We start from the raw sequence: 26579 nt of genomic DNA on the forward strand, positions 1-26579 counted from the left end.
ATACTCTTTTTTAGACTATTTAATGATTTAACTTAAACCCATTCTAAATTTCGACGAAAACAGTATTTAAAATTTGTTTGACCAGCTAACAGGCGTTATCTTTGTGCAACAAATAATTAACTACATACATAATGAGCGGAATTTTAAATTCGTCAATAGGAAGAAAGTTTGCCATGGCACTTTCGGCACTCTTTCTAATGGTTTTTTTACTTCAACATTTTGCAATTAATATTTTATCGGTATTCAGTCCAGATACTTTTAACGAAGCCTCTCATTTTATGGGAACCTTTTGGGCGGTACAGTATTTGTTGCAGCCGGTGTTAATTTTCGGGGTTGTTTTTCACTTCGTTATGGGTTTTGTTTTAGAGATAAGAAACAGAAAAGCCGGACAAATTAGTTATGCTAAAAATAATGGTGCTGCCAATTCAACTTGGATGAGTCGTAACATGATTTGGAGTGGACTAGCGATTTTAGCTTTTATAGTACTTCATTTTATTGATTTTTGGTTGCCGGAAATTAACACAAAATATATTGTGGGAGATCTGTCTCGGAACGTTGCCTAACGGTGAGTTTAGATATTATGAGGAACTCGTTCACAAATTTGTAAATCCCGTTAGAGTTGGCGCCTATGTGATTGCATTTGTATTCTTAGCACTACACTTATTACATGGTTTCAATTCGGCATTTCAATCGATTGGAGCAAATAACAAATACACAAAAGGATTAAAAGGATTTAGTAAAATCTATGCTATAGGAATTCCATTAGGATTCATCTTTATTGCATTGTTTCATCATTTTAATCATTAAATAATAGAGAGATTTATGGCTTTAGATTCTAAAATACCTCAAGGTCCAATTGAAGACAAATGGACGAATTATAAAAACCACATTGACTTAGTTAACCCAGCGAACAAACGTAACATTGATGTTATCGTTGTAGGTACTGGATTGGCTGGTGGTTCTGCTGCAGCTACTTTGGCAGAATTGGGATATAACGTAAAGGCGTTCTGTTTTCAGGATTCTCCAAGACGTGCGCATTCCATTGCTGCTCAAGGCGGAATTAATGCTGCAAAAAACTATCAGGGTGATGGGGATTCTACCTATCGCTTATTTTACGATACTGTAAAAGGTGGCGATTACCGTTCGCGTGAAGCAAACGTATACCGTTTGGCTGAAGTGTCTGCTAATATAATCGATCAGTGTGTGGCACAAGGCGTTCCTTTTGCTCGCGAGTATGGTGGATTGCTAGACAACCGTTCGTTTGGTGGCGTATTAGTATCACGAACGTTTTATGCAGCAGGACAAACAGGGCAACAATTATTATTAGGCGCTTACTCGGCTATGAACCGTCAAATAGGTCGTGGTAAGATTAAAATGTACAACCGTCATGAAATGTTAGACGTTGTAAAAGTTGATGGTAAAGCACGAGGGATTATAACGCGTAACTTAATCACTGGAGAAATTGAACGGCATTCTGCGCATGCCGTGGTTCTTGGAACTGGTGGCTATGGTAATGTTTTCTTCTTATCCACCAATGCGATGGGAAGTAATGTAACTGCAGCATGGAAAGCACATAAAAGAGGCGCATATTTTGCAAATCCTTGTTATACACAAATTCACCCTACTTGTATTCCCGTTTACGGAGACCATCAGTCTAAATTAACATTGATGTCTGAGTCATTAAGAAATGACGGACGTATTTGGGTGCCAAAACATAAAAAAGATGTAGAGGCAATTAGAAATAAAACATTAAAACCAACACAGCTTGCTGAAGCCGATCGTGATTATTACTTAGAGCGTCGCTATCCAGCCTTTGGTAACTTAGTGCCTCGTGATGTGGCCTCTCGTGCTGCGAAAGAACGTTGTGATGCTGGTTTTGGAGTGAATGCTACTGGTGAAGCGGTCTATCTAGATTTCGCCTCAGCCATTCAGCGTTATGGAAAGGAACAAGCGCACGTTAAGGGATTAGATGAAAATGATGCGGTTTTAGTTAAGAAATTAGGTCAAGAGGTTGTTAAAAATAAGTACGGTAACTTATTCCAAATGTATGAGAAAATCGTTGACGAGAATCCATACGAAACGCCAATGATGATTTACCCAGCAGTACATTATACTATGGGAGGTATCCGGGTAGACTACAACTTGATGACTACGGTTCCAGGATTGTATGCGATTGGAGAAGCCAATTTCTCAGATCACGGTGCAAATAGATTGGGTGCTTCGGCACTTATGCAAGGTTTAGCAGATGGTTATTTTGTGTTACCTTATACTATTGGTGATTATTTATCTGATGATATTCGTACAGGGCCTATTTCAACAGACACTAAAGAGTTTGAAGAGGCTGAAGCTGAAGTAAGAAAAAATATAGAGCACTTAATTAATAATAAAGGATCGCATTCTGTCGATTATTTCCACAAGAGATTAGGTAAAATCATGTGGAACAAATGTGGAATGGCTAGAAACGCTGAAGATTTAAAATCGGCAATTACTGAGATTTCAGAATTAAGAGCTGAGTTTTGGAAAGACGTTCGCGTACCAGGAACAGCTAATGAATTCAATGAAGAATTAGCAAAAGCAGGTCGTGTTGCAGATTTCTTAGAACTTGGAGAATTGTTCGCTAAAGATGCTTTAGAAAGAGAAGAATCTGCTGGGGGTCACTTTAGAGAAGAATATCAAACACCGGAAGGAGAAGCGATGCGCCGTAAGGAATTTCAGTACGTATCTGCCTGGGAGTATAAAGGGGAGCCCAAAGATGCTGTCCTTCATAAAGAAGCATTAGCATACGAAAACATAGAAGTTAAAGAAAGAAGTTATAAATAAAGAAAAGCTATGAATTTAACGTTAAAAATATGGCGTCAAAAAGATGCTAACGATAAAGGGAAAATGGTTGATTACAAAATCAGCGATATCTCTCCGAGACATGTCTTTTCTTGAAATGTTAGACGTTTTAAATAACGAATTAATAGAAAAAGGCGATGAGCCAGTATCTTTCGACCATGATTGTCGTGAAGGTATATGTGGGTCATGTTCATTATATATCAATGGCGAAGCCCATGGTCCAGATCGTGGCGTAACGACTTGCCAGCTGCATATGCGTATGTTTAAGGATGGAGATACCATTTTTATAGAACCCTTTAGAGCAAAAGCGTTTCCTGTAATAAAAGATTTAGTTGTAGATAGAACCGCGTTTGATCGTATTCAGCATGCTGGAGGGTTCATTTCGGTAAATACTTCAGGAAATACCATTGATGCGAATACCATTCCAGTTAATAAAGCAGATGCAGATGATGCGTTTTCTGCTGCGACCTGTATTGGGTGTGGCGCTTGTGTGGCCTCTTGTAAGAACTCTAGTGCGATGTTATTTGTTGGCGCTAAGGTGTCTCAATTTGCACTATTACCACAGGGGCAGGTGGAAGCTACAGATCGGGTGTTAAATATGGTAAAGCAAATGGATGATGAAGGCTTTGGTAACTGTACAAATACAGGTGCTTGTGAAGTGGAATGCCCAAAAGGAATTTCACTAGAAAATATTGCGCGTATGAATCGTGAGTATTTAGCAGCGAGCTTAAAAGGATAACAATTATTACTCCAAGGAGTCGTTAAAGAATTTCAATAATTAAAAAACCCAAGTTTAAACACTTGGGTTTTTTAGTACATTTACATAAAACAAGTATGATGAACCGTTTTACTTTTCTATTATGTTTTGCTTTAGTTTTCCTTAATTGTAAAGGGCAACAAACAAAAAATGCCCCTGTGGGCAAACAGGAAGTTACGAATAATAACATTGAGAATTACTGTTTTGATACACAAGTGCTCCTAGAGGATATTAAGGAACTTTCGTCTGATGCATATGAAGGTAGAAGAACCGGGACTCAAGGTGCAGAAAAAGCCAAAAACTACGTTATAGAACGTTTTTCCCAATTAGGAGCTAAACCTTTAGGAGTCAAATACGAACAACCTTTTCAGTTTTCATCCTTCGGCAAATCATATGAAGCAACCAATATTTTAGCCTTGATAAAAGGTACAGAAAGCTCACAGGGGTATATCGTTTTATCCGCACATTACGATCATGAAGGTGTAAAAAATGGTCAAATTTATAATGGAGCAGACGATGATGCATCAGGCATAAGTGCACTATTTGCTTTTGCATCCTATTTTAAAAATAATCCACCAAAACACCATGTGATTACGGCGGCTTTTGACGCTGAAGAATTAGGCTTAAAAGGCGCATACCATTATGTTCAAAACCCATTGATCCCAAAAGAAAGTCTCAAGCTCAATTTAAATATGGATATGATAAGCCGTAGTGCCAATAATGAGCTGTTTGCTATTGGCTCACGGTACTACCCACAATTAAAACCGGCAATAGAAACTTTTAAAGGTTTAGGGAAAGCACGTCTGTTAATTGGCCATGAAGGTTTAGATAAGGGAGATAACTGGACGAATTCAAGTGATCACGCCGCATTTCATAAAGCAAAAATTCCATTTATTTATTTTGGGGTTCCGGACCATGAAGATTACCATAAACCAACAGATGATTTTGAGCGTATAGACCACCAGTTTTATAAAGATGCTGTACAAACCATCATTCGTGTCTTTGAAGTGTATGACGCGATGCCACTTTAATATTTTATTTCATGACAAATTCGCACAAGATTTATACTATAAATATTGAAAAATATAAGAAAGCAGTATCTAAAATATACAAGCAACTTTCGGGATTAAGTATTGCAAGGTTAGCCGTTTTTTTAGCAACCATTTTAGGGGTTTACATTGCATTTAATAATTGGCAAATAGCGCTAACTATTGGGTTTTTAGGAGTTGTTGCGTTTTTATATTTACTTTCTAGGTACACAAACTTAAAGGCAAAATATAATCTCGAAAAAGCGTTAGTAGCCATTAATGAAGAAGAACTAAAAATTGCTTTTGGAGACTTTCATCACAAAAACGAAGGATTAGTGTTTCAAGATCCCAAGCATAATTTTGCCTTGGACATTGATTTATTTGGACGTGGTTCTTTCTTTCAATTTATAGACCGAACCGTTATTAATGAAGGGACTCAGGATTTAGCAAAAGCTTTATTAGCCAACAATATTAAAGAAATCACAAGCCGTCAAGAAGCAATAAAAGAACTAGCCTCAAAATTAGATTGGAGACAGGACTATCAAGCGAAAGCCAGTTTAATAAAAGTAGAGACCAAATCTAAAACCATTATTACATGGTTACAGTCTCATCAGTCGTTTTTACCTTCACTAATGAAATGGCTGCCAATGGTCTTTTCAATAGCATCTTTAGTACTCATTATTCTTGCTTTTACGGTGATTTTGCCTGGACTATACTTAGGGTTTTGGTTGCTGTTAGGGTTATTCATAACCGGGCGCTATTTAAAAAAAATAAATAATTTGGCGGCGCACACAGATAGCATTCGAGACACGTTTAGGCAGTATGCGCAGTTGTTAGAAGGTATAGAGAATGAAACGTTTACTTCGCCAATGCTGCGGCAAAAACAAGGACAAATTCAACTAAAAGATAAAAAAGCATCTCGTATCTTAAAAGAATTATCTAAAGCCATGGATGCTTTAGATAATAGAAGCAACCTTATTTCTGCTATTTTTGGAAATGGTTTTTTTTTAACCGATTTGCGAAACAGTTTCGCTATAGAGCAATGGATAGAAACCTACAAAGACACCGTAGAGGATTGGTTTGAAGTGGTTTCTTTTTTTGATGCTTTTAATAGCTTGGGTAATTATGCTTTTAACCATGAGCAGTATGTCTATCCCGAGATTGTTGGAGAAAAAGGCCATACAAAAGTGTTAAGTTTAGGACATCCCTTACTAAAATCAGAGAAGCGCATTGATAACGATTTCGAAATAAAAAACCAGCAGTTTTATATTATAACAGGGGCTAATATGGCTGGGAAAAGCACGTTTTTACGTACCGTATCTTTGCATATGGTTATGGCAAATATAGGCTTACCCGTTTGTGCGAAAAGCAGTGTGTATAGTCCGATAAAGCTGATCACGAGCATGCGAACGTCGGATTCTTTGACCGATGATAGCTCCTACTTTTTTAGTGAATTAACAAGACTAAAATATATTGTAGATGCCATTAAAGAAGATAATTACTTCATTATTCTAGATGAAATCCTCAAAGGCACAAACAGTACAGACAAAGCCATTGGGTCAAGAAAGTTTGTTGAGAAACTGGTAGCCAGTCATGCCACGGGAATTATAGCCACACACGATTTAAGTTTATGTGAGATAGAAACCGCATTAGATGAAGTAGAGAATTATTACTTCGATGCTCAAATAATCGATGATGAGCTGTATTTTGATTATACGTTTAAAAAGGGAATTTGCCGAATATGAATGCGAGCTTCTTATTGAAGAAAATGGATATTGTTTAGAAAATATAATCTAAAAACCTGAAGTTTCTTAATTTCTCCTTATTTCCTAATTTTAAAGCGTCTCATTTTATAATCTCAGGCCATTCTTACAGTAAAAAAAAAGACCTCACCCGTTTTTAAAAAGGTGAGGGCTGAAATGGTGTAAACTATAAAAGGGACTAAATACGCTCTACGGTTTGTTCTTTTTTAGGGTGGACCAATGTCATCTCCTCAATCAACCGCGTCGCACCCGCAAACTTATCGACTATAAATAACACATAGCGGGCGTCAACCATAATGTTACGGCAAATCTCAGGATCGTAATTCATGTCACTCATTGTGCCTTCCCGGACCCGATCAAAATTTAATCCAACAAGATTACCATGGGCATCTATGGCAGGACTTCCGAGTTTCCACCTGTAGTATGATTGGTGCCTAAAAAGCACAATGGCATTTTACCTTCAGCATCTGCATATGGGCCGTAATCTTTACTTTCGTATAAATCAAGTAGTTTTTGAGGAACATCAAATTCATAATCTCCAGGGATATACTTTTCTATGACACCTGCTAAGTGACTTACGGGCTCATAATACACCGCATCTCGTGGAGAATAACCGCGTACCTGGCCATAAGTGACTCTTAAAGTACTATTGGCGTCCGGAAAATAGCGTGCTTTAGGTAAAGCCTCCATTAGCGCGGTCATGTATTTTGTTTGTAATGCTGTAATTGCTTGGTTTTTTTGCTGAAACTCGGGTCAATTACGTTTGTAAATTCCTGTATAATGGGCTTGGCATAGGCATAGGCCGCGTCTTTATTTAATTGTTCAAGGACTTCTTTATGGTTGCCCTCTAACAGAGCTAAAGCAGATTCTAAATGAGTAAATGCTGTTTTGTCATAGACTGAAGCTTCTACATTGTTGGGGGAATAAAGAGGCATGACACGGGTATAAACACCTTTGTCTAAAGTCACGTCATAGTTTTTATGAATACCTTTTAATCGTTTGATAAGGTCGGTCCTTGCTTTCTCAAAATCTTCGGGATTCGCTTTTATGGCTTGCTCCATTTGATAGGCTCTATACGTGATTTGCATGAGTTCATTAGTGACCATAAATACCTCAATGAAATTCCGGCGCTTAATGTTTATAGCTTCAAAATCTTTATATAAACGGTCGAATTCTGGTAAAATGAATCCGTATTTTTCTACTAAGTTTTTTTTCTTTAAAGCTGATGTGAATTCGGTTTCAAATTGACGACGCTCTGCAACCGCATTGCTTTTTTCAATACCTAAATTTTCTCCAATCCATTTTTTCCATGCGTTGGCGATTCGTGCTTGTTTTGAGGCATATTTAATTCTCACGGCGTCACTAGATTTCATGGCAGCATCAATAACCTTTAATGCTGCTTCACGAATCGCAATATTACTAGGATTAAAATCTTTAGTGATATGTTCTATGGCAACGGCTGGTAAATATTCGTTCGTTTTACCTGGAAACCCAAAAACTAGTGTGAAATCACCTTCTTCAATACCATCTAAAGAAATGGGTAAAAAGTGCTTTGGCTGGTAAGGCTTATTGTCTTTACTATATTTTGCTGGACGATTATTAGCATCTGCATAAATACGAAACATGGAGAAATCCCCGGTATGCCTCGGGAACACCCAGTTGTCTGTATCACTTCCAAATTTACCTATACTCGTTGGGGGTGCACCAACCAAGCGAATGTCTTCAAAACGTTCGGTAACAAATAAAAAATACTGATTGCCTTTATAAAACGACTTGATTTTGGTGTCTTGCCAGGCCTCTTTTGTTGTTTTAGCTTCAATCGCATTACTGTTTTTAGAGATGAGGGCTTGCTTTTCCTTTTCGGTCATCACTTCATTGACATCCTTTAGAACTTGTGAGGTAATATCTTCTATACGCACTATAAATTCTATAAATAAGCCTGGGTTTGGTAATTCATCTTCTAAATTCATAGCCCAAAAACCATCCTTTAAGTAATCGTTTTCTAACGAAGAATGCGATTGAATTTGGGAATACCCACAGTGATGATTGGTTAAAATTAAACCTTGATCACTAATTATTTCACTGGTACAGCCCCCATTAAAATGGCCAATAGCATCTTTCAAGCTTGAATTATTTACATCGTAAATATCTTTTGCGGTTAGTTTGCTGCCAAGGTTGGCCATCTCGCTTTCATTCATGCCTTCTAAGAGAGAAGGAATCCACATGCCACCTTGTTGAGCAGAAAGGTTTATGGATACAAAAAGTAATAGGAATTTTAACAATTTCATAGGTATAGTATTATTTGGGACGTTTTCAAATATAAAAAATTGGTTATTTTAATGAACATGATTTTAAGAATAGTTCTAAACTTTAACATTAAACCATTAGAAAAGAGAGGTTTTTAAAAGAAGTTCGTGATATTGTATTTTTAATGACTCTTAAAACTCAAAATGAAGCACCAATCAAAATTACCCCATATCGGAACCACCATCTTCTCTGTAATGAGTGCATTGGCGACCAAGCACCATGCCATTAATCTATCGCAAGGCTTTCCCAATTTTAAAAGCGACGAAAAATTAAAGCATTTAGTCACGAAAGCAATGGCTTCTGGTTATAATCAATATGCACCAATGGCAGGTAACCTGGAATTGCGTGAAGCCATTGCGAACAAAATACACGTCCTTTACAACGCTACTTATAACCCGGAAAGCGATATCACGATAACCGCAGGAGCAACGCAGGCGATTTATACGATAATCTCTACTTTTGTAAGGCAAAATGATGAAGTCATTATCTTCAAACCAGCGTATGATTGCTACGAACCCGCCGTAGAGATTAATGGGGGAAAGACGGTGGCCATACAATTGGAAGCACCACACTATAAAATAGACTGGCATCAAGTAAAGGGTCGTTTTTCGTTTAAAACTAAAATGATTATTATTAACACACCACAAAATCCTACCGGTAGTGTTTTTTTAGAAGAGGACCTATTAACACTTCAAGCCCTTACCAAAGACACCAATTGTATCGTTTTAAGTGATGAAGTCTACGAGCATATTATTTTTGATAGTTTACCACATCAAAGTGTTTGTAAATTTCGAATTGAAAACAAGAAGTTTTATAACGGCCTCTTTTGGCAAGACATTTCACAATACCGGTTGGAAAGTAGGGTATTGTTGTGCTCCAAAAGAATTAATGGATGAATTTAGAAAAGTACATCAATTTAATGTGTTTAGTGTTAATCATCCCATGCAAAAGGCATTAGCAGATTATTTAAAAGAACCAAAACATTATTTGGAATTATCGCAATTCTATCAAGAAAAAAGAGATTTGTTTTTAAACTTAATCGCGCATTCTCGCTTTAAAGCTATTCCAGCAAAAGGCACTTATTTTCAGGTATTAGACTTTTCTGAAATCTCTCAGGAAAAAGATGTTGACTTTGCTAAACAATTAACTATTGAGCATGGATTAGCGGCCATTCCATTGTCTGTTTTTAACCATAACAATAAGGATGATAAAATGCTGCGTTTTTGTTTTGCTAAAACAAAAGACACATTAATACAAGCGGCCGAAATTTTAAATCGGATTTAATTAGTACCTTAAACTAAATTATTAGATCAAATTAATTATGAAAGTATTACACTGTAGTATTGTACTATTATTTTTTGCAGCACAACTTATTTATGCTCAAGAAATTAATTATAATAATGAAAATTATACTGTAAAAGGAAAAACAGTTTATAAAAATGGTAAAGATCAATCCAATGTACTCACGGCCTCTGCTCAAGAAGAAATTAAATTACGTTTCGACCGTATTAAAGCACAAGAGGAAGCCATAGAAAACGCTGAAAAGACACAAGAAAACGCTGAAAAGGCACAAGAAAAGGCTGAAAAGGCACAAGAAAGAGCAGAAAAGAAACAGAAAGCCGTCGAGAAAGCCTTTAAAAAGAAAGAGAAAGCAATCAAGCAAAAGGAAAAAGCACAGGATAATTTAGACAGAGCAGAGTCGAAATTAAAATCGGAAAAAAAGAAATTTGATAGATTAGAACGAAAAGGAAAGATTTCACCTGAAGATTACGAGAAATGGCAGAAAAAATTTGAATCGTTGCGTAAGAATATTGCTAAAGCTGAAAAACGAGTAAAGCGCTTATAAATGAATGAGATATTAAACATAGCAATTGTACAAGCGCATTTAATTTGGGAAAACCCCATTCAAAACCGTATTAATTTGAGTCGTATGTTAGAGTCTATTTCAAAACCAATAGATCTTGTCATCCTTCCGGAAATGTTCACTTCCGGTTTTACAATGCATGCAGAGTCCCTGGCAGAAACAATGCAAGGAGAAACAATCAAGTGGATGCAAACCATAGCTCAGGATAGAAACTGTGCGTTAACAGGGAGTTTAATAATAGAAGAGGATAACAACTACTATAATCGACTTGTTTTTGTGTATCCAAACGGAAAAATCGAAAGCTATAATAAGAGACACACCTTCACTCCGGCAGGCGAAAATAAAGTTTATAAAGCAGGTGTAGAAAAAGTCATTCTACAGTATAAAGGTTGGAAAATCTGCCCCCAAGTTTGTTACGATCTTCGTTTTCCAGTCTTTGCAAGAAACACAGAAGATTATGATTTGCTATATTATGTTGCCAATTGGCCCAAGCCTAGAATTGCCGCTTGGGATGCTTTACTAAAAGCACGCGCTATAGAAAACATGAGTTACTGTGTTGGTGTAAACCGTATTGGATTAGACGGAAAAGGTCATGAGTATCCAGGGCACTCTGCTGTTTATGATGTTTTAGGAGAACAACTTACCTACTTAGAGGCTAATAAAGAAGGCATTGAGATTTTACAACTTTCTAAAGAACATATTGCAAAAAACCGAAAATATCTTGGCTTTTTAAATGACAAGGATCGTTTTAATCTAATAATGTAAACTCAGTTATTGCATCAAAACCAGCGATGGCCTCTACTTGTTTTGGACTATAACTTACGCGTTCGGGTTGAATGCCTTTCAAATAGTCTCCAGTATCGTATTTGCCGTTCTTGTTTTCATCATAAATAACCCTCAAATAATACATGCCAGCATCTAAATCTTCAAAATCTATAGGCTTTGGTCCCTCAACATATTGCTCTGCAACAACTTCGTATTTATTATTAGTTAACTGAACGATAGCAGGGTATTTAGCATTGTCTAAAACAACCCTAGAGGTAAAGTAACTGTATTTAGTTTGGGTTCTTACTGAACGTCTTAAAGTATCATTGGTGTTATTAAATAAATCTGTGATGGCTTTTGGCAATAATTCAATGTTATATTTATTGTCCTCCTCTTTTTTAAATTTTATTTCAAAGTCATTTTTAAGCGAATCATAAGTGGTTGTGAAATCTACAAGGATGGAATCTTTGTTACGAATGCTTATTTTACTCTCATCGAAATTTTCAAAAGGAATATTTCCGGATATCGTAAATTCTTGATTGAATTTGATAACATTGTTTGGGCTGGATTTTAAAAGTAATGAATCACGAATGTTATCTTTAATTTTTACGGTAAAGGTATCTATGACTTGATTTTTTAAATTGGAAATTTTAAAAATTAGCGAATCCACTTTCAGTTTCGGACTATAAAAATATAGCAACGTATCTTTTTCTGCCTGCTTATAATAACGCGACTTAAAGGTATCTGTAACTTTAGTGAGCAATTCAATAGCCATGTTTTTATAATCCCCTTCAAAACCAAAGGCCAGCTTTTCACCACTAATTAAACTGGGTTTAATAGCCCTGTAATTTGCTACTTCCTTAAATAATTTGAGTTCAAAACCAACAGAATCCTGTGGCAAGGTAATCGGTTTTTCGTAAAAAGCAATCTTCTCTATTTTTTGTTGAAAGGTATTGTTACCATTCTTATCCTTTAAAGCACGAAGCATATAAGTCCCTGCTTTTACATTTTCAATTTTAAAATTCGTGGTGCTATCTAGAGTATTGGTAATGTAATCTGGAGTGCGTTTATAGATTAACGAATCAGTATAAGTAGAATCGACTTTATATAACGCAACAGAAACATAATCCTCTGTTTCAAAATTTAAAGCATCTTTAATACTGCCTTTTACCGATAAAGAATCTATATAAGGACCCGTAGAAAATACATATCTGTAATACTTAAAAGGGTTTTCTTCATTATAATCCACAATACTATTACCAAAATTAAAAGCATAGGTGGTATTTGGTCTTAGCGTATCAAAAATTTTAATGGTTACATATTTACTTGCAGAGCCTAACGGGGTGATTTCAGGCTGTGTTTTCATAGGAGGTGAAATAACCAGTTGCTTACTTAAGTTTTTTGTTTTAATATATTCGTTAAAGTAAATACGTATTTCTTTTCCCGTAAAATTAGTACTGTAATTTTCAGGAATAGATTTTACAATTTTTGGAGGTAGGATGTCTTTGGCGCCACCATTAGGCGCACCACGATTAGCACAACTACCAATGATAATTGCGATGACTAAAAAGAAAAGAAAGTTATAACCCCTATTTTGCATGTCAAATTATAATGTGTGACAAAGAAACAACATATTTGTAAAGAAACATAAACCGACTCGTTTTATGCCATAGGTTTATAAAGAATTTAACTTTTCTCAAATAAACTTATGCAATGGCCATGGTGGCAATACTAATATTTACATTGTTGGCACTATTGAGTACTTGCATGCACGCTTCAATTGTGGCACCTGTTGTAATGAGGTCATCGACCAATAGAATGTGTTTGTTTTCTATTTTTTCTTTGTTTACCAATGAAAACAATTCGTTGTTGTTATTCCAGCGTGCAAAGCGTTTTTTATTAACCTGTGATGACGTATTTGTTATTTTAATGAGAAGGTTTTCATTATAATCAGCTTTTAAAGCTTTTGCAATTTGTTGTCCAAATTTTGTCACTTGGTTATAACCACGGCGTTTGAACTTTTTTTTATGTAATGGCACGGGTATAACCAAATCAATTGCTTTATAGGCATCTATGGTACTTAATTCTTCTCCAAGCCAATGGCCTAAAAATAGTCCTATATCTTGGTGGTCTCGATATTTGAGTTCGTGGATTAATTGCTGTACACTTCCCTTTTTTTCAAAACGAAGGAGTGCTGTACCATTTATAATGTTCGCTCGGCCATAAAACAGGTTTCGCACAAAATTAGCATTATGTTTATGAAAATTGGTAACAGGTAAATGGTGTCGGCAGTCCGTACATACATACTGTTCGTGATCAGTCAATGGCTGTTTGCATGTGTAGCAAACTTTAGGAAAAAAAAGATTAATAATTGATTTTAGCATTTGGTCGGTAATATAATAATGTTTGTCAGATGATTCAATCCGTTCATCGAAAATAATAGTAAAATTACTGATTTTTAAAGGTTTAGTTATAGTTTTGCACTGTAAATGTAATTTATTATCGCTATGATTGTTAACCCTCCCATCAACAGTCTAAGGCTTGTATTGGTCCCTCTTACCACTGTACTATTAGCACTTGGATATTATTCGTATGAGAGCTTTATTGCTATTGAACATTATGAAAAGTATCTTTTTCATGAAAATGAATTAATAGCTCAGGAATTGGGGGACATGATACTTTCTTATCATGACCTTGAAGTCGAAAACGATGCGATTTTAAATCAATTAAACATCACTAAGACTAAAATTTTTAAGATTTTAGATTCTATCCAATATAGTAAACCAGATGTAGATTTGGTGACCAGTTATAAAAAACAACTGTTACTTTTAAAAGAAGAAAACAAACGTATTCTAAATCTAGTTAAAGCATTAGACAGGGAGAATGATTTTCTTAAAATGGAGGTGAATTACGTGGGTACAGAATTAGAATATTATAAATCTAATGTCGAAAAAAACCAAACAACTGTTTCTAAATACAAATACGCCGTAGATAGTTATAAAAGAAGGAACTTAGCCTTAAGGAAAGACAATAGGGGAATGACGGTAAAACTCGATAAAGCATCAAAAGTATTACCTAGTACTATTTCTGTTTCTGCAGTAAAGCGTTTGAGATCTAATAATATTATAGTACACACGACAAGTGCTAGGCGCACCAAAAAACTAAATATTTGTTTTACACTCCCAAAAAACACACTTTCAGTAAAAGGGAAACAAACCTTTTACTTACAGGTTATTGACCCCAATAATAATGTGGTTGGAGATTTAGGAGATATCTCCCTTGGAGAAGCTACTTTAATAGCCAGTAAAATAGTAGACATTGATTATGATAATGAGAATATGGAACATTGTGAATTTATTGAATATTCCTATTCAGATAAATTTACACCAGGGCTTTATTACATTGGTATTTATACTGCTGAAGGTTTAGTTATAAACACAAGCTTTACTTTAAATTAGTCTATTATCTAAATAATCTAGTGTTTTTTTAAGCATTTTCATTGCTTTATCAAATATTTTACCAGTTCATCGATTTTTATAATTTATTATTATCAATTTACATAGATTAGGTTTTTTAAATAAATTAAAATGATAGTTAACCCTCAATTTTTTAACTACAGATTAATTATTGGTTCATTGGTTATAGCCATTGTGATTCTTAGCTCTTTTAGCTATTCAAGTTACAGTGAATTGACAGAAAATCAGGTGTTTATTGAGCAAGAAAAAGGTCTTGTTGAGAATGAATTGTCTGAAATGATTTCGAGCTATGATGGCGTTAAAATTGAAAACAAATCAATACGACGTCATCCGGAAATAACAAAATCTAAAATATCTAGTATCTTAGATTCTGTGAAGCGTTTAAAACCCAGTGCGTCATTAATTTCGAAGTATAAATCTCAAATTAGATGGCTCAAAAAAGAGAATGCGCGAGTATTAGCAATGGTAAATACCCTTGAGGTCGAAAACAAGACGCTCAAACAAGAGACCGTACGTTTTGAAAGTGAAATTTCTAAAAAAGAAGTGCTTTCACGAGGACTTAAAATTGAGAATAGAACACTGTCTAAGCGCAATACCGATTTGAAATTAGATTTATATCAAGCCAAAAATCTAATCCTTACAAATGTCGAGGCAACAGGTGTAAAACGGATAACATCTAAACGTATTGTAGCTACTAAATTGGCAAGAAAAGTGAATAAATTCCATGTGTGTTTTACCATCCTAAATAATAAATTCACAGACCCTGGAGAAAAAGAATTATACATTCAAGTATTAGATTCTAAGATGAATGTAATTGCCGATAAGGGTACCGTACACTTTGGAAAAAAATCACTTATTTACTCCGAAAAGAAAACGGTATTTTATAGTAACGAAGAGCTTACGGTGTGTTCAATAATTGAAAAGCGTCCGAAGTGACTCTAGATAAAGGGGTGTACTTTTTGAATATTGTCCATAATGGCGAAATATTAGGAAAAAAGGCTATTAAATTAAAGTAAGTGTCTGTTTTGCAAGTGTTAACAAGTTGTTTTTATATATAGACAGTATGTTTATGATTATCTGTAGCTATATTTTTAAAGATTACCGTCTTTTTGTTATATTTATATAGTTAATTCCACTTAAAATGAACCCAATTTGAATTACTTATGATGGTTACTCCCCAAATCTTTAATTTAAGACCAGCCGTAATGCTTGCTGCGTTTTTCTTTTTGATTTTAAGTGTGTTAAGTATTTCAAAGTATTTAAAGGTTAAAGAACATAACAGGATTTTTGAACAAGAAAAGGTCTTGGTGTTAAATGAGCTTTCCGAAATGATAGATAGCTATGATTCTGTCGACGTTTTAAACGATTCTTTAATCGTGCAGTTGAAACAATCCAAAGAAAAAATGATGGTGATTAGGGATTCTGTGAAAACATTAAAACCAAACCAAGCATTAATTGAAAAATTTAAGGCTCAGATTAAAATTCTTAAGGTTGAAAACAGAAATATTCTTTCTTTTGTAGAAGGTCTCGGAGTCAGAAAACGAATCTTTGAAAATTGAAAGATTGCAGTTTGAAAAAACGCTTAAAACAAGAGATTCGCTTACAAAATTAATTGAAACTAAATACACGCATCTATTAGATAAAAATACTAGTTTATCAGAATATAGAAAGCTCTTTGTGAGTCATTTGAATGCAGAGGCAGCGAAACGTGTCACTTCTAGGAATAGAGTTGTAGATACAAGGTACGCTAGGAGAACCAAAAAGTTTCACATTGAGTTCACCATTGTTAAAAATGAATTTTTAATAAAAGGACCAAAAACCTTTTATTTTCAAATTATGGATGCATCAAAAACTGTTATATCAGATCAAGGGACCGTTAGTTTTGGCCCGAAATCATTGCGCTATTCCGGTAAAAAAACAGTGAATTATAGAGGAGATGAACTACAAGTGTCTGTTATAATTGATAAAAATGAGGAGGTAAAATTAGATAAAGGGATGTATGATATCATTATCTTTCACAAAGGCAATGTCCTTTCTAAAACGGTAATGACATTAAAATAAAATAAGCGGTAATATTTTTACTAAACCGCTCCATTTAATTGAAGCGGTTTTATATTTTTGTAGCTATGGCAAATCAAGACGATAAATTTAAAAAGGTAATCTCACATGCTAAAGAGTATGGCTATGTATTTCAAAGTAGTGAAATATACGACGGGCTAAGCGCTGTCTATGATTACGCACAAAACGGAGTAGAGTTAAAGAAAAACATTAGAGACTATTGGTGGAAAGCTATGGTGCAAATGCATGATAATATTGTGGGCTTAGATGCATCCATTTTTATGCATCCAACCACGTGGAAAGCGTCAGGTCACGTAGATGCCTTTAACGATCCCTTAATTGATAATAAAGATTCTAAAAAGCGCTATAGAGCAGATGTCTTAATCGAAGACTACTGTGCTAAAATAGAAGCTAAAATAGATAAAGAGGTTGCCAAGGCTGCAAAGCGCTTTGGAGAAGCCTTTAATAAACAAGAATTTCTTTCTACTAATCCACGTGTTGTTGGATATCAGGAAAAAATTGATAGTATATTGAAACGGATGGGGCAATCTCTCGGAAAAAGAAGACTTAGTAGATGTAAAAGCCCTCATAGAAGAACTTGAAATTGGATGTCCCGTAAGCGGTAGTAAAAATTGGACAGATGTTAAGCAATTTAATTTGATGTTTGGAACTAAATTAGGAGCCAGTGCAGAAAGTGCCATGGATCTGTATTTAAGACCTGAAACAGCACAAGGTATTTTTGTTAATTTCTTGAATGTTCAGAAATCTGGACGCATGAAAATTCCGTTCGGTATTGCTCAAACAGGAAAAGCCTTTAGAAACGAAATTGTAGCACGACAGTTTATTTTTAGAATGCGGGAATTTGAGCAAATGGAAATGCAGTTTTTTATTAAACCAGGAACTCAAAAAGAGTGGTTCAAGCACTGGAAAGAAACCGAATGAAATGGCATTTGTCACTAGGACTAGGGGAAGAGAATTACCGTTTCCATGATCATGAAAAATTGGCTCATTATGCAGATGCAGCTACAGATATAGAGTTTAAATTCCCATTTGGTTTTAAAGAACTAGAAGGCATTCATAGTCGTACAGATTTTGATTTGAGTCAACATGAAAAACACTCCGGTAAAAAACTTCAATATTTCGACCATGAAGAAAACAAGAGTTACACGCCCTACGTTTTAGAGACTTCAATAGGTTTAGATCGTATGTTTTTGGCTGTGTTTTCCAATGCTTTAGAAGACGAAACACTGGAGGATGGAAGTGTAAGAACCGTTCTAAAATTACCAGCAGTTTTAGCACCTTTTAAAGCAGCCGTATTGCCACTAGTTAAAAAGGATGGTTTGCCGTAAATTGCACAACAAATTGTTGACGATTTGAAATGGGATTTCAATGTCGCTTATGATGAGAAGGATGCTGTAGGAAGACGATACAGACGCCAAGATGCTAACGGAACACCCTTTTGTATTACGGTAGATCATGATACGTTAGAAGATAACACAGTGACGATACGTTACAGAGATAGTATGGAGCAAAAACGTGTTAAAATCGAGGAGTTGAGAGCGATTATTAAAGACGCTGTTGACGTGAGAACTTGGTTAATGAAGATGTAAAAAACCGTTTTCGTAGACTGAGAATAATAAGAAAAACCCAAACAGCACTGTTTGGGTTTTTTATTTGCCCAATATTTTTTTAATATGAACGTTTATACAGGAGTAATAGTAAACGTTAAATTTTTATGTTTGTTAAATACCTGCTTTCTATTTTGCTTTTTTCTTCATTAACAGCGCAATCACAAATTGGTTCTGTAATTGGACATAAAAACAATGCAATAATACAACAAAGTAAAACCAAAAATCACCGTGTTGCGCATACCTTGGTCTTAGAAAAATTGGCAAACAGCATTACTAGAGGCAAGGAAAGTCAAGTGGAAAAAGTAAAAGCGATCTATCTTTGGATCACCAAAAATATTAGCTACGATCATGAGTTAAGATTTAATAAAAACCTTCAAAGCGACTTTTATGTTTCCAAAGAGAAGGTTATTCAAAAAGTGCTGGAACGCAACAGAGCACTCTGTGGAGGGTATTCGTTGTTGTTTGAACAACTATGTGAAAAAGCGGGTATAGAAGCAAAAACCATTCATGGGTTTACTAAGCTAGCCATGACTTATAAAAAACCCAATCATTCTTGGAATGCGATAAAACTTAATGGAAAATGGTGTCTTTTAGACATTACCTGGTCTGTTAGTAATGGTAAAACGAGTAATCCTGATATGTATTGGTATTTAACACCTCCTAACGCCTTTATAAAAAGTCATTACCCCGAAGATATTAATTGGGCATTATTGGACACCCCACCAAGTATCACCGATTTTATAAATTATAAATAAAAAACGCCTTTCTTTTTAGAAAGGCGTTTGAAAATTATTTAGTATTGAAAATTCCTAAGCCTCAAAAGGCTCAATAGAAACATAAGATTTGTCATCTCTTTTCTTAGTGAATTTTACTAGACCATCAACTCTAGCATGTAGCGTATGGTCTTTTCCTTGGTATACATTTTCACCTGGGTGGTGTGTATTACCTCTTTGTCTTATGATAATGTTCCCAGCGATAGCTGCTTGACCACCAAATATCTTCACGCCTAAGCGTTTTGATTCTGATTCTCTACCGTTTTTAGAACTACCAACTCCTTTTTTATGAGCCATTGTCTTAAGGTTTTATTTTGTTAATAATAAGGATAAGAAATTACTTTCTTCCTCCGTCTAATTTTTCTTGTAAATCTTTTAGCTCATCCCATTTGCCATCTGCAGCTAATTTAGCTTGTTGTGGCCATGTATTAGCAACTAAATGTGCTAATCTAGAACTGGCTTCAGCTAAAATCGCTTCAATAGCCTCAGGCTTTGCTTTTGCCACTTTAGCAAAAGTATCTAAACCTGCATTAACCATGGCTTCTGCAGCTTTAGGACCAACACCTTCGATTTTCTTCAAATCGTCAGCTTTTCCTGTCGCTTTTTTAGCAGCCGCTTTTGGCGCCGCTTTTTCAGCTTTAGGAGCAGTCGCTTTCGCTTCTACTTTTGGTTCAGCTTTTTTAGTTTCTTTTTTCGGAGCGGCTTTTTCAGCTTTCTTTTCAGATTTTTTTGCTCCTGAAGCTACAATGCTTTCAATTACGATTTCAGATAAGGCTTGTCTGTGACCGTTTTTCACACGGTAACCTTTTCTTCTTTTCTTTTTGAAAACAATAACTTTATCACCTTGAAGGTGCTTTAAGACTTTTGCACTTACTAGTGCTCCGCCTATAGCTGGGGCGCCTAAAGTAATATTGTCACCATCTGCAATTAAAAGAACGTTGTCGAAATCTACTTTCTTACCTTCTTCTGTTGCTAAACGGTTAACAAAAACTTTTTGGTCTTTTTCAACTTTAAATTGATGCCCTGCTATCTCTACAATTGCGTACATAGCGTAACGTTTTTATTAATTAATTTGTACTAAATATTCACTTCCATGCTTGAAAGCGGATGCAAATATACTTCTAATTAATTAATCCACAAACGTTTTATATAGTATTACATGTTTTTTTGTGGAAAGACTTGAGTCATTCTAAAATAATACAACATATATTTATGAGACTTTCTTTAGGTTAGTCTCTCTGTCTGTGCTTTCATTATTGTGTGGCATATTGCCACTATTCTTAAAATATTGCATTCCAGTTAAAGTCAAGACAACAGTTGTTGAAAAGCCCATAATGGCGACCACAAAAACAACTAATCCAATACCTACCTGGTAATCCCTCTCAAAAACGGTTAATAATTCTAAAAGAAAATCAGGGTTTATCTCGGTCGCATAGATGAGAAAAAATACAGTAAAAACTATGGTGGCTATAAAACCCGAGAGAATGCCCACCGTAAAACCACTGGAATAAGAAAAGTTTTTACCCTTTTCTAATTTATGATAACGAATGGTTTCAAAAATACCAAAACCTATTATAAGGCCATTACCTAAGCTAAAAATAGGATTGGTATGTAAATTAAATAGAGCTAGAAACAAAAAGAAAGCAATAAGCGAGGCGCTCATAACTAATCCAAAACGTATGGGGAGTGTTATGTTTTTCATATTTATTTTTTTATAATTTTTAATTTTTGACCATCTAATAGATATAAAGTTCGTGAAAATATCCTACAGAAAATATAAATCGATGTTAATTTTTAACAGTTCGGTAACTCAAAACTAGGATTCGATTATTATTTTTGTTAAAATTCTGTAACATTTTTAAATGGTTATAGACCTATTATGATATTAATAAAAACGATCTCAAAAATGAAAAAAAGTTTATTCTCGTTAACGGCTTTGCTTTTAGCTGGTTTTGCAGCGAATGCACAAGAAGTTAAATTTGAAGAGTATGATTTAAATAACGGTATGCACGTTATTTTACATCAAGACAAGACAGCCCCTGTAGTAACAACCTCCGTAATGTACCATGTTGGTGCAAAGGATGAACATCCAGAGCGTACAGGGATGGCTCACTTTTTTGAGCATCTTTTATTTGAAGGAACCGAAAATATAGCGCGTGGTGAGTGGTTTAATATTGTAACGTCTAATGGCGGAAGTAATAACGCAAACACGACAGACGATAGAACGTATTACTATGAAGTATTCCCTTCTAATAGTTTAGAACTGGGATTATGGATGGAATCTGAGCGTTTAATGCATCCTATTATCAATCAAATTGGGGTGGATACTCAAAATGAAGTGGTAAAAGAGGAAAAGCGTTTACGTGTAGATAACCAACCTTATGGGAAATTTATTGAAAATGTGAAGCTTAATATGTTTAAAAAGCATCCCTATAAAGGGACGACCATTGGTAAAATGGAGCATCTTGATGCAGCCACATTAGAGGAGTTTCAAGCCTTCAATAAAAAATTCTATGTACCTAATAATGCGGTATTAGTGGTTGCTGGAGATTTTGATGTCGCGGCAACTAAAAAAATGATTGAAGATTATTTTGGTCCAATACCAAGAGGAGAAGCCATTGTTAGAAATTTTCCTAAAGAAGATCCTATTACAGAAACCATAAAAGCGCAGGCTTTTGACTCCAATATTCAAGTTCCCGCGATTGTTGCAGCATATAGAACACCTGCAATGACAGAGCGAGATGCCTATGTGCTAGATATGCTTTCAAGTTATTTAAGCGATGGAAAAACATCGAAACTCTATAAAAAACTAGTAGATGATGAAAAAAAAGCGCTACAAGTGGGTGCTTTTAGCCGAGTCAAGAAGATTACGGAACGTATATATTATATGGCTTGCCATTAGGAGATAATTCTTTAGAAGACTTATTAGCTGGAATGGATGAGGAATTGGTTAAAGTTCAAAATCAATTAATCTCAGAAAGAGATTACCAAAAACTTCAAAATAAATTTGAAAACAACTTCGTAAATTCAAATTCAAGTGTGGCAGGTATTGCTAATTCTTTAGCACGCTACTATATGTTATATGATGATGTTAATTTAATCAATAATGAAATAGACATATATAGATCAATTACACGTGAAGAAATACAGGCCGTTGCTAAAAAGTATTTAAACCCTAACCAACGTTTAATTTTAGAGTACTTACCAACTAAAAAAGAGGAGAAATAAAATGAAAATTCAAATGAAAAATATAGCAGCCATAATCGCATTGTTATTTGTATCAATGGCAGCGACCGCCCAAATTGATAGATCAGTGCAACCTAAACCAGGTCCAGCCCCAGTAATAACACTTGAGCAACCTGGCGAGTTTTCGCTTAAAAACGGACTAAAAGTTTTAGTTGTTGAGAATCATAAATTACCAAGAGTATCCTATACGCTTACCATTGATAATAATCCCACTGTGGAAGGTGATATTGCTGGTGTTTCTAGTCTGTTAGGCGCTATGCTTGGAAACGGAACGACAAGTATACCCAAAGATGAATTTAATGAAGAAATCGATTTTCTCGGTGCTACTTTAAATTTTGGATCAAGTAGTGCTTACGGAAGTTCGCTAACAAAGTATTCCGAACGCATTTTGGAATTAATGGCAGATGCAGCCATGAATCCACTATTGACCGAAGAAGAATTTCAAAAAGAAAAAGAAAAAGCTATAGAAAATTTAAAGTCCCAAGCCAAAAGCGTGGATGCTGTGGCGAGCCGTGTTGGTGGTGCTTTATCTTATGGTAAAAAACATCCTTATGGTGAGTTTATAACTGAAGAAACGCTAAACAATATCACTTTAGATAATGTGCGTGCATTCTATCAAAAATTCTTTAATCCTAATAATGCTTATTTAGTGGTTGTTGGAGATATAGATTATAAAACGGTAGAAAAACAAGTTAAAAAATACTTCAATAAATGGAATAAGGGTATAGAGGTTACCAAAACGATTCCGGAGCCTTATAAAAATGTAAGTACAACAGAAATCGATTTTATCGATATGCCAAATGCGGTGCAGTCGAACCTTTCGGTTACTAGTAATGTGAAATTAAAAATGGGGGATCCTGACTATCATGCGGTTTTAATTGCAAACAAAATTTTAGGGGGTGGCTTTGGTTCTTATCTAAACATGAATTTACGTGAAGAGCACGGTTATACTTATGGCGCACGTTCAAGTGTTGGCACAGATCGTTATGGAGCCTCTCGATTTAATGCTACTACAGCGGTAAGAAACGCAGTAACAGATAGTGCTGTGGTTGAGTCTTTAAAAGAAATCAAAAGAATTAAAGCTGAAAAGGTTTCTGCTGAAGATTTAAAAAACGCTAAGGCTAAATACGTTGGCGATTTTGTTTTGGCTCTAGAGCGGCCACAAACAATCGCTAACTATGCTTTAAACATCAAGTTAAACGAGTTGCCAAAAGACTTTTACAAAACGTATTTAACAAAAATTAATGCCGTAACCGTAGAAGATGTTGCGCGTGTTGCTAATAAGTACTTTACAGAGCAAAATGCGAGAGTAATTATTGTGGGTAAGGGAAGTGAAGTGATCTCTAATTTAGAGAAAACAGGGATTCCTATTAAGTATTTCGACGAATATGCCAATGAAGTAGATAAGCCAGTGTTTTCTAAGGCAATTCCAGCAGGAGTGACGGCTCAAACGGTTATAGATGATTATATAAAGGCCATTGGAGGTAAAGAGCAAGCAATGTCTGTGAAATCTACTTTTACAACGGCGAGCATCAATGGTTTAGCACCATTTCCTTTAAAAGCTGAATTAAAAGCAATGGCTCCAAACAAAGAATCTATGGAAATGAGTGCCGAAGGTATGGGAACGCTAATGAAGCAGAAATGGAACGGGACATCCGGATATATGGAGCAACAAGGACAAAGAAAAGATATGTCTGAGAAAGAAATAGCAGATAAGATGGATAGTCATCCAATTTTCCCGGAGTTATATTATGATGCTAAAAATGTAACCTTGGAAAGTATCGTCACTTTAGAGGGTGTAGATACTTACAAAGTAAAGATTACTAAAAACGGGAAAGATTCATTTAGATATTATAATGTTGCATCCGGTTTGTTAATACGTTCAGAAAGTAAAACGGAAGCACAAGGTCAAGAAATGACGACGGTTGCAGAGTTTTCAAACTATACAGAAGTAAACGGAATTAAATTCCCATACTCTATGAAAATAACAGCAGGGCCTCAAACCATTCCATTTGAGGTTTCAAGTGTAAAAATCAATGAGGGTGTAACAGAAGTAGACTTTAATTAAGTCACATTCCAATACCATTAAAAAATCCGAAGTCGAAAGATTTCGGATTTTTTAATGCTTAAAAACTAAGGAGGTCTTTTTAAATCATTAGTTATACTTAGTTTTTTCCTGTGATCTCGAAACGGGCTGTTTCTTCTTATTCGCCAACCAAACACCAATAAGAATAATAAGTGTTGCAAAACCTTGAATCAAAGTGAATTTTTCACCATCTAGCAAGCCCCAGCTAAGGGCAACAATGGGCATGATATAGGTCACTGAAGACGCAAAGACAGGTGTAGATAGTTGTACTAATTTATTAAAAAGCACTTTTGCCAGCGCTGTACCGAATAATGATAAAACAATAACGTACAAAATAGAAGTGCGAAATAACGAAGCGCTAAAATTTTCAGCAGAAAAAAAATCTGTAAAAAAGAGTATGGCAAGCGCAGGAATGATGATTGGTACATAATTACCAACAGCAATAGTTAATGGTTTTACGTCTTGTAGATACCGTTTAATGATGTTTACATTCGCAGCATACATTACTGTTGATACAATCACAAAGCCAGCAAACAGATAGTTCTGATTCGGATTCAATTCGGCACCTTTTAAAATTAAAATCGAAGTTCCAACAAAGCCAATAATAACCCCTAAAATCTGACGCTTTGTTGAGGTAATTTTAAAAACGGCTAGTCCCATTAACACCGTATTTAATGGTACTAAAGAATTTAAAACCGAAACGACCGCACTATCAATTTCTGTCTCTGCAATAGCAAATAAAAAAGCGGGAATAAAAGAGCCTAGAAACCCGTAAATGATAATCCACTTCCAATCCTTTTTTTTAATCGTTTTAATACGGTTAAAACCAACCGAAAATAAAAACAAACCAGTAAAAAAAGTTCTTAAAGCACCTAATTGATAGGGTGTTAATCCTAATAATCCTTTTTTAATAAGAATAAAACTGGTGCCCCAAATGACCGATAATATAAGTAAGTAAACCCATTTGGTATTGTTATTTGGCATATCACATCATTTAGCGGTGCAAAAATCGATTTTTTAAGAGAATAAACCGCTATTATTGTTAGATTTGTAATCTATAATTCAATAATTAAAATTGATCAACATGAAGAACATAAAGAAGGTATTATTAGTTGCAATAATCGCAATGACTGCTTTTAGTTGTAAAAACGAAGCACAACCAGGAGATAATGACAGTGGAGACTGCCGTTGAAGAAACAGAATCAACTGTAGACGCGAATGCTACTTATGCAAAAGCAGAGTTTAAAATTGAAGGGATGACCTGCGCGATGGGTTGTGCAAAAACCATTGAGAATAAAATGGCTAAAATGGAAGGTGTAAAGTCTGCAAAAGTAGATTTTGACCGTGAGTTAGCTATGGTAGAATATGATGAAGCTAAAGTAACGCCAGCAAGTTTAGAAGGAACGGTAACCAGTGTTGCAGATACTTATAAAGTAAAAGACATGAAAACAGTGGAGATGTTTTCTACAGTAACCTCTTGTACAATGGCGTGTTGTGAAGGCAAAACCGATGCTGAAAAAGCAGCTTGTACAATGGATTGTTGTAAAAACAAATCAGAAGGAGAGAAAATGGCTTGCAAGGCAGATTGTAAAAAAGACTGTTGCAAAAACAAAACAGAGGCCGAAAAAGTAGCTTGTGCTAAAGATTGTAAGAAAGCATGTTGTGCTAAGGAAGTAAAGGCATAATATTTTCATGATATAATTTATAAAAAGGTTTCGTTATACGAAACCTTTTTTTTGTTTAGACTAAAGCGAGCCAGTTATTATCACGTGCTATTTTAAATAGCCAATACCTATGTATTACTTAAGAACAAACGCTTTAAAACTAGAAATTATATTTAAAACAATACCATATCTTTTTTTTTTAATACTTTTGTCTAGTAAACTTTAGGGGTGTTCTAAGTAGGTATATTTAGAACTGAGAAAAACCCTTTGAACCTGATGCGGTTAGTACCGTCGAAGGGAAAAGTTGAATGATTTATTGCAAT

18 protein-coding genes, 6 pseudogenes and 1 riboswitch are annotated in these 26579 nt (G+C 35.1%); of the genes and pseudogenes, 17 read left to right on the forward strand and 7 right to left on the reverse strand.

Annotation, left to right across the window (positions count from 1 at the left end; all coding sequences use genetic code 11):
• Window positions 1-131: 131 nt before the first annotated feature.
• The 5 genes and pseudogenes from N7U66_RS14080 to N7U66_RS14100 all read left to right on the forward strand — a co-directional run bounded on the left by N7U66_RS14080 (window position 132) and on the right by N7U66_RS14100 (window position 6368).
• Window positions 132-807: pseudogene (locus N7U66_RS14080) on the forward strand (succinate dehydrogenase cytochrome b subunit).
• A 15-nt stretch (window positions 808-822) separates the two neighbouring features.
• On the forward strand, window positions 823-2820 hold the full coding sequence (locus tag N7U66_RS14085; RefSeq protein ID WP_267675857.1) for a fumarate reductase/succinate dehydrogenase flavoprotein subunit: 1998 nt from the start codon (window positions 823-825) through the stop codon (window positions 2818-2820).
• Window positions 2821-2829: 9 nt separating this feature from the next.
• Window positions 2830-3577 (forward strand): annotated as a pseudogene (locus N7U66_RS14090) (succinate dehydrogenase/fumarate reductase iron-sulfur subunit).
• Window positions 3578-3672: 95 nt separating this feature from the next.
• Entirely contained in the window at window positions 3673-4626 is a 954-nt protein-coding gene (locus tag N7U66_RS14095) for a M28 family peptidase (RefSeq protein ID WP_267675858.1), read from the forward strand.
• An 11-nt stretch (window positions 4627-4637) separates the two neighbouring features.
• Window positions 4638-6368 (forward strand): MutS-related protein, encoded by a 1731-nt coding sequence (locus N7U66_RS14100; RefSeq protein ID WP_313791238.1) that lies wholly within the window; start codon window positions 4638-4640, stop codon window positions 6366-6368.
• A gap of 196 nt (window positions 6369-6564) precedes the next feature.
• Here the strand turns inward: N7U66_RS14100 and N7U66_RS14105 are convergent.
• A pseudogene (locus tag N7U66_RS14105) lies at window positions 6565-8674 on the reverse strand (S46 family peptidase).
• 162 nt (window positions 8675-8836) lie between these two features.
• On the opposite strand from N7U66_RS14105, the pseudogene N7U66_RS14110 reads away from it, so the two are divergent.
• The 3 genes and pseudogenes from N7U66_RS14110 (at window position 8837) to N7U66_RS14120 (ending at window position 11322) form a co-directional block, all read left to right on the forward strand.
• A pseudogene (locus N7U66_RS14110) lies at window positions 8837-9977 on the forward strand (methionine aminotransferase).
• 37 nt (window positions 9978-10014) lie between these two features.
• The gene (locus N7U66_RS14115; RefSeq protein WP_267675859.1) at window positions 10015-10539 is read left to right on the forward strand and encodes a hypothetical protein; all 525 of its coding nucleotides are present in this window, start codon (window positions 10015-10017) and stop codon (window positions 10537-10539) included.
• Window positions 10540-11322, forward strand: a complete 783-nt coding sequence (locus tag N7U66_RS14120) for a nitrilase family protein (RefSeq protein WP_267675860.1) — start codon at window positions 10540-10542, stop codon at window positions 11320-11322. It abuts the gene before it with no gap.
• On the opposite strand, the gene N7U66_RS14125 is transcribed toward N7U66_RS14120, so the two are convergent.
• On the reverse strand, window positions 11306-12922 hold the full coding sequence (locus tag N7U66_RS14125) for an Ig-like domain-containing protein (RefSeq protein WP_267675861.1): 1617 nt from the start codon (window positions 12920-12922) through the stop codon (window positions 11306-11308). The genes N7U66_RS14120 and N7U66_RS14125 overlap by 17 nt on opposite strands.
• Window positions 12923-13028: 106 nt before the next feature.
• Complete coding sequence (locus N7U66_RS14130; RefSeq protein ID WP_313791239.1) at window positions 13029-13646, reverse strand: ComF family protein; 618 nt, start codon at window positions 13644-13646, stop codon at window positions 13029-13031.
• Between the two features lie 183 nt (window positions 13647-13829).
• On the opposite strand from N7U66_RS14130, the gene N7U66_RS14135 reads away from it, so the two are divergent.
• The 6 genes and pseudogenes from N7U66_RS14135 to N7U66_RS14160 all read left to right on the forward strand — a co-directional run bounded on the left by N7U66_RS14135 (window position 13830) and on the right by N7U66_RS14160 (window position 19242).
• A complete protein-coding gene (locus N7U66_RS14135) occupies window positions 13830-14780 on the forward strand; it encodes a hypothetical protein (RefSeq protein WP_267675863.1) in 951 nt (316 codons plus the stop codon).
• A 129-nt stretch (window positions 14781-14909) separates the two neighbouring features.
• Entirely contained in the window at window positions 14910-15734 is an 825-nt protein-coding gene (locus N7U66_RS14140; protein ID WP_267675864.1) for a hypothetical protein, read from the forward strand.
• A gap of 227 nt (window positions 15735-15961) precedes the next feature.
• The gene (locus N7U66_RS14145; protein ID WP_267675865.1) at window positions 15962-16357 is read left to right on the forward strand and encodes a hypothetical protein; all 396 of its coding nucleotides are present in this window, start codon (window positions 15962-15964) and stop codon (window positions 16355-16357) included.
• Window positions 16347-16859 (forward strand): hypothetical protein, encoded by a 513-nt coding sequence (locus tag N7U66_RS14150; protein ID WP_267675866.1) that lies wholly within the window; start codon window positions 16347-16349, stop codon window positions 16857-16859. Before N7U66_RS14145 ends, N7U66_RS14150 begins: the two co-directional genes overlap by 11 nt.
• A gap of 65 nt (window positions 16860-16924) precedes the next feature.
• Window positions 16925-18466, forward strand: a pseudogene (locus N7U66_RS14155) (glycine--tRNA ligase).
• A gap of 125 nt (window positions 18467-18591) precedes the next feature.
• A complete protein-coding gene (locus N7U66_RS14160) occupies window positions 18592-19242 on the forward strand; it encodes a transglutaminase domain-containing protein (RefSeq protein WP_267675867.1) in 651 nt (216 codons plus the stop codon).
• 54 nt (window positions 19243-19296) lie between these two features.
• Here the strand turns inward: N7U66_RS14160 and rpmA are convergent, their stop codons facing one another.
• The 3 genes from rpmA to N7U66_RS14175 all read right to left on the reverse strand — a co-directional run bounded on the left by rpmA (window position 19297) and on the right by N7U66_RS14175 (window position 20962).
• Window positions 19297-19557 carry a 50S ribosomal protein L27 gene (rpmA, locus tag N7U66_RS14165; RefSeq protein ID WP_044401786.1) on the reverse strand — a complete coding sequence of 87 codons (261 nt, stop codon included), beginning with the start codon at window positions 19555-19557 and terminating at the stop codon, window positions 19297-19299.
• A 40-nt stretch (window positions 19558-19597) separates the two neighbouring features.
• Window positions 19598-20308, reverse strand: coding sequence for a 50S ribosomal protein L21 (gene rplU / locus N7U66_RS14170; protein WP_267675868.1), 711 nt, complete (start codon window positions 20306-20308; stop codon window positions 19598-19600).
• 162 nt (window positions 20309-20470) lie between these two features.
• The gene (locus N7U66_RS14175) at window positions 20471-20962 is read right to left on the reverse strand and encodes a DUF4199 domain-containing protein (RefSeq protein WP_267675869.1); all 492 of its coding nucleotides are present in this window, start codon (window positions 20960-20962) and stop codon (window positions 20471-20473) included.
• A 204-nt stretch (window positions 20963-21166) separates the two neighbouring features.
• On the opposite strand from N7U66_RS14175, the pseudogene N7U66_RS14180 reads away from it, so the two are divergent.
• Together N7U66_RS14180 and N7U66_RS14185 are read left to right on the forward strand one after the other, a co-directional pair.
• Window positions 21167-22488, forward strand: a pseudogene (locus N7U66_RS14180) (M16 family metallopeptidase).
• Window positions 22489-22501: 13 nt separating this feature from the next.
• Window positions 22502-24574: a M16 family metallopeptidase gene (locus N7U66_RS14185; RefSeq protein WP_267675870.1), complete on the forward strand. Its 2073-nt coding sequence runs from the start codon at window positions 22502-22504 to the stop codon at window positions 24572-24574.
• A gap of 87 nt (window positions 24575-24661) precedes the next feature.
• Here N7U66_RS14185 and N7U66_RS14190 read toward each other — a convergent pair whose 3' ends face one another.
• On the reverse strand, window positions 24662-25576 hold the full coding sequence (locus N7U66_RS14190; protein ID WP_267675871.1) for a DMT family transporter: 915 nt from the start codon (window positions 25574-25576) through the stop codon (window positions 24662-24664).
• A 185-nt stretch (window positions 25577-25761) separates the two neighbouring features.
• Here N7U66_RS14190 and N7U66_RS14195 point away from each other — a divergent pair, with 185 nt between their 5' ends.
• The gene (locus N7U66_RS14195) at window positions 25762-26277 is read left to right on the forward strand and encodes a cation transporter (RefSeq protein WP_267675872.1); all 516 of its coding nucleotides are present in this window, start codon (window positions 25762-25764) and stop codon (window positions 26275-26277) included.
• A gap of 193 nt (window positions 26278-26470) precedes the next feature.
• Window positions 26471-26573: riboswitch (TPP riboswitch) on the forward strand.
• The last annotated feature ends 6 nt before the right edge of the window (window positions 26574-26579 follow it).

This window comes from Lacinutrix neustonica, from assembly GCF_026625145.1.
GTDB lineage: Bacteria > Bacteroidota > Bacteroidia > Flavobacteriales > Flavobacteriaceae > Lacinutrix > Lacinutrix neustonica.

Bases quoted from the DNA above. Each gene is read 5' to 3' on its own strand.
- N7U66_RS14085 (WP_267675857.1), top strand. From the start codon at position 823: ATGGCTTTAGATTCTAAAATACCTCAAGGTCCAATTGAAGACAAATGG.
- N7U66_RS14095 (WP_267675858.1), top strand. From the start codon at position 3,673: ATGATGAACCGTTTTACTTTTCTATTATGTTTTGCTTTAGTTTTCCTT.
- N7U66_RS14100 (WP_313791238.1), top strand. From the start codon at position 4,638: ATGACAAATTCGCACAAGATTTATACTATAAATATTGAAAAATATAAG.
- N7U66_RS14115 (WP_267675859.1), top strand. From the start codon at position 10,015: ATGAAAGTATTACACTGTAGTATTGTACTATTATTTTTTGCAGCACAA.
- N7U66_RS14120 (WP_267675860.1), top strand. From the start codon at position 10,540: ATGAATGAGATATTAAACATAGCAATTGTACAAGCGCATTTAATTTGG.
- N7U66_RS14125 (WP_267675861.1), bottom strand. From the start codon at position 12,922: ATGCAAAATAGGGGTTATAACTTTCTTTTCTTTTTAGTCATCGCAATT.
- N7U66_RS14135 (WP_267675863.1), top strand. From the start codon at position 13,830: ATGATTGTTAACCCTCCCATCAACAGTCTAAGGCTTGTATTGGTCCCT.
- N7U66_RS14140 (WP_267675864.1), top strand. From the start codon at position 14,910: ATGATAGTTAACCCTCAATTTTTTAACTACAGATTAATTATTGGTTCA.
- N7U66_RS14145 (WP_267675865.1), top strand. From the start codon at position 15,962: ATGATGGTTACTCCCCAAATCTTTAATTTAAGACCAGCCGTAATGCTT.
- N7U66_RS14160 (WP_267675867.1), top strand. From the start codon at position 18,592: ATGTTTGTTAAATACCTGCTTTCTATTTTGCTTTTTTCTTCATTAACA.
- rpmA (WP_044401786.1), bottom strand. From the start codon at position 19,557: ATGGCTCATAAAAAAGGAGTTGGTAGTTCTAAAAACGGTAGAGAATCA.
- rplU (WP_267675868.1), bottom strand. From the start codon at position 20,308: ATGTACGCAATTGTAGAGATAGCAGGGCATCAATTTAAAGTTGAAAAA.
- N7U66_RS14175 (WP_267675869.1), bottom strand. From the start codon at position 20,962: ATGAAAAACATAACACTCCCCATACGTTTTGGATTAGTTATGAGCGCC.
- N7U66_RS14185 (WP_267675870.1), top strand. From the start codon at position 22,502: ATGAAAAATATAGCAGCCATAATCGCATTGTTATTTGTATCAATGGCA.
- N7U66_RS14190 (WP_267675871.1), bottom strand. From the start codon at position 25,576: ATGCCAAATAACAATACCAAATGGGTTTACTTACTTATATTATCGGTC.
- N7U66_RS14195 (WP_267675872.1), top strand. From the start codon at position 25,762: ATGACAGTGGAGACTGCCGTTGAAGAAACAGAATCAACTGTAGACGCG.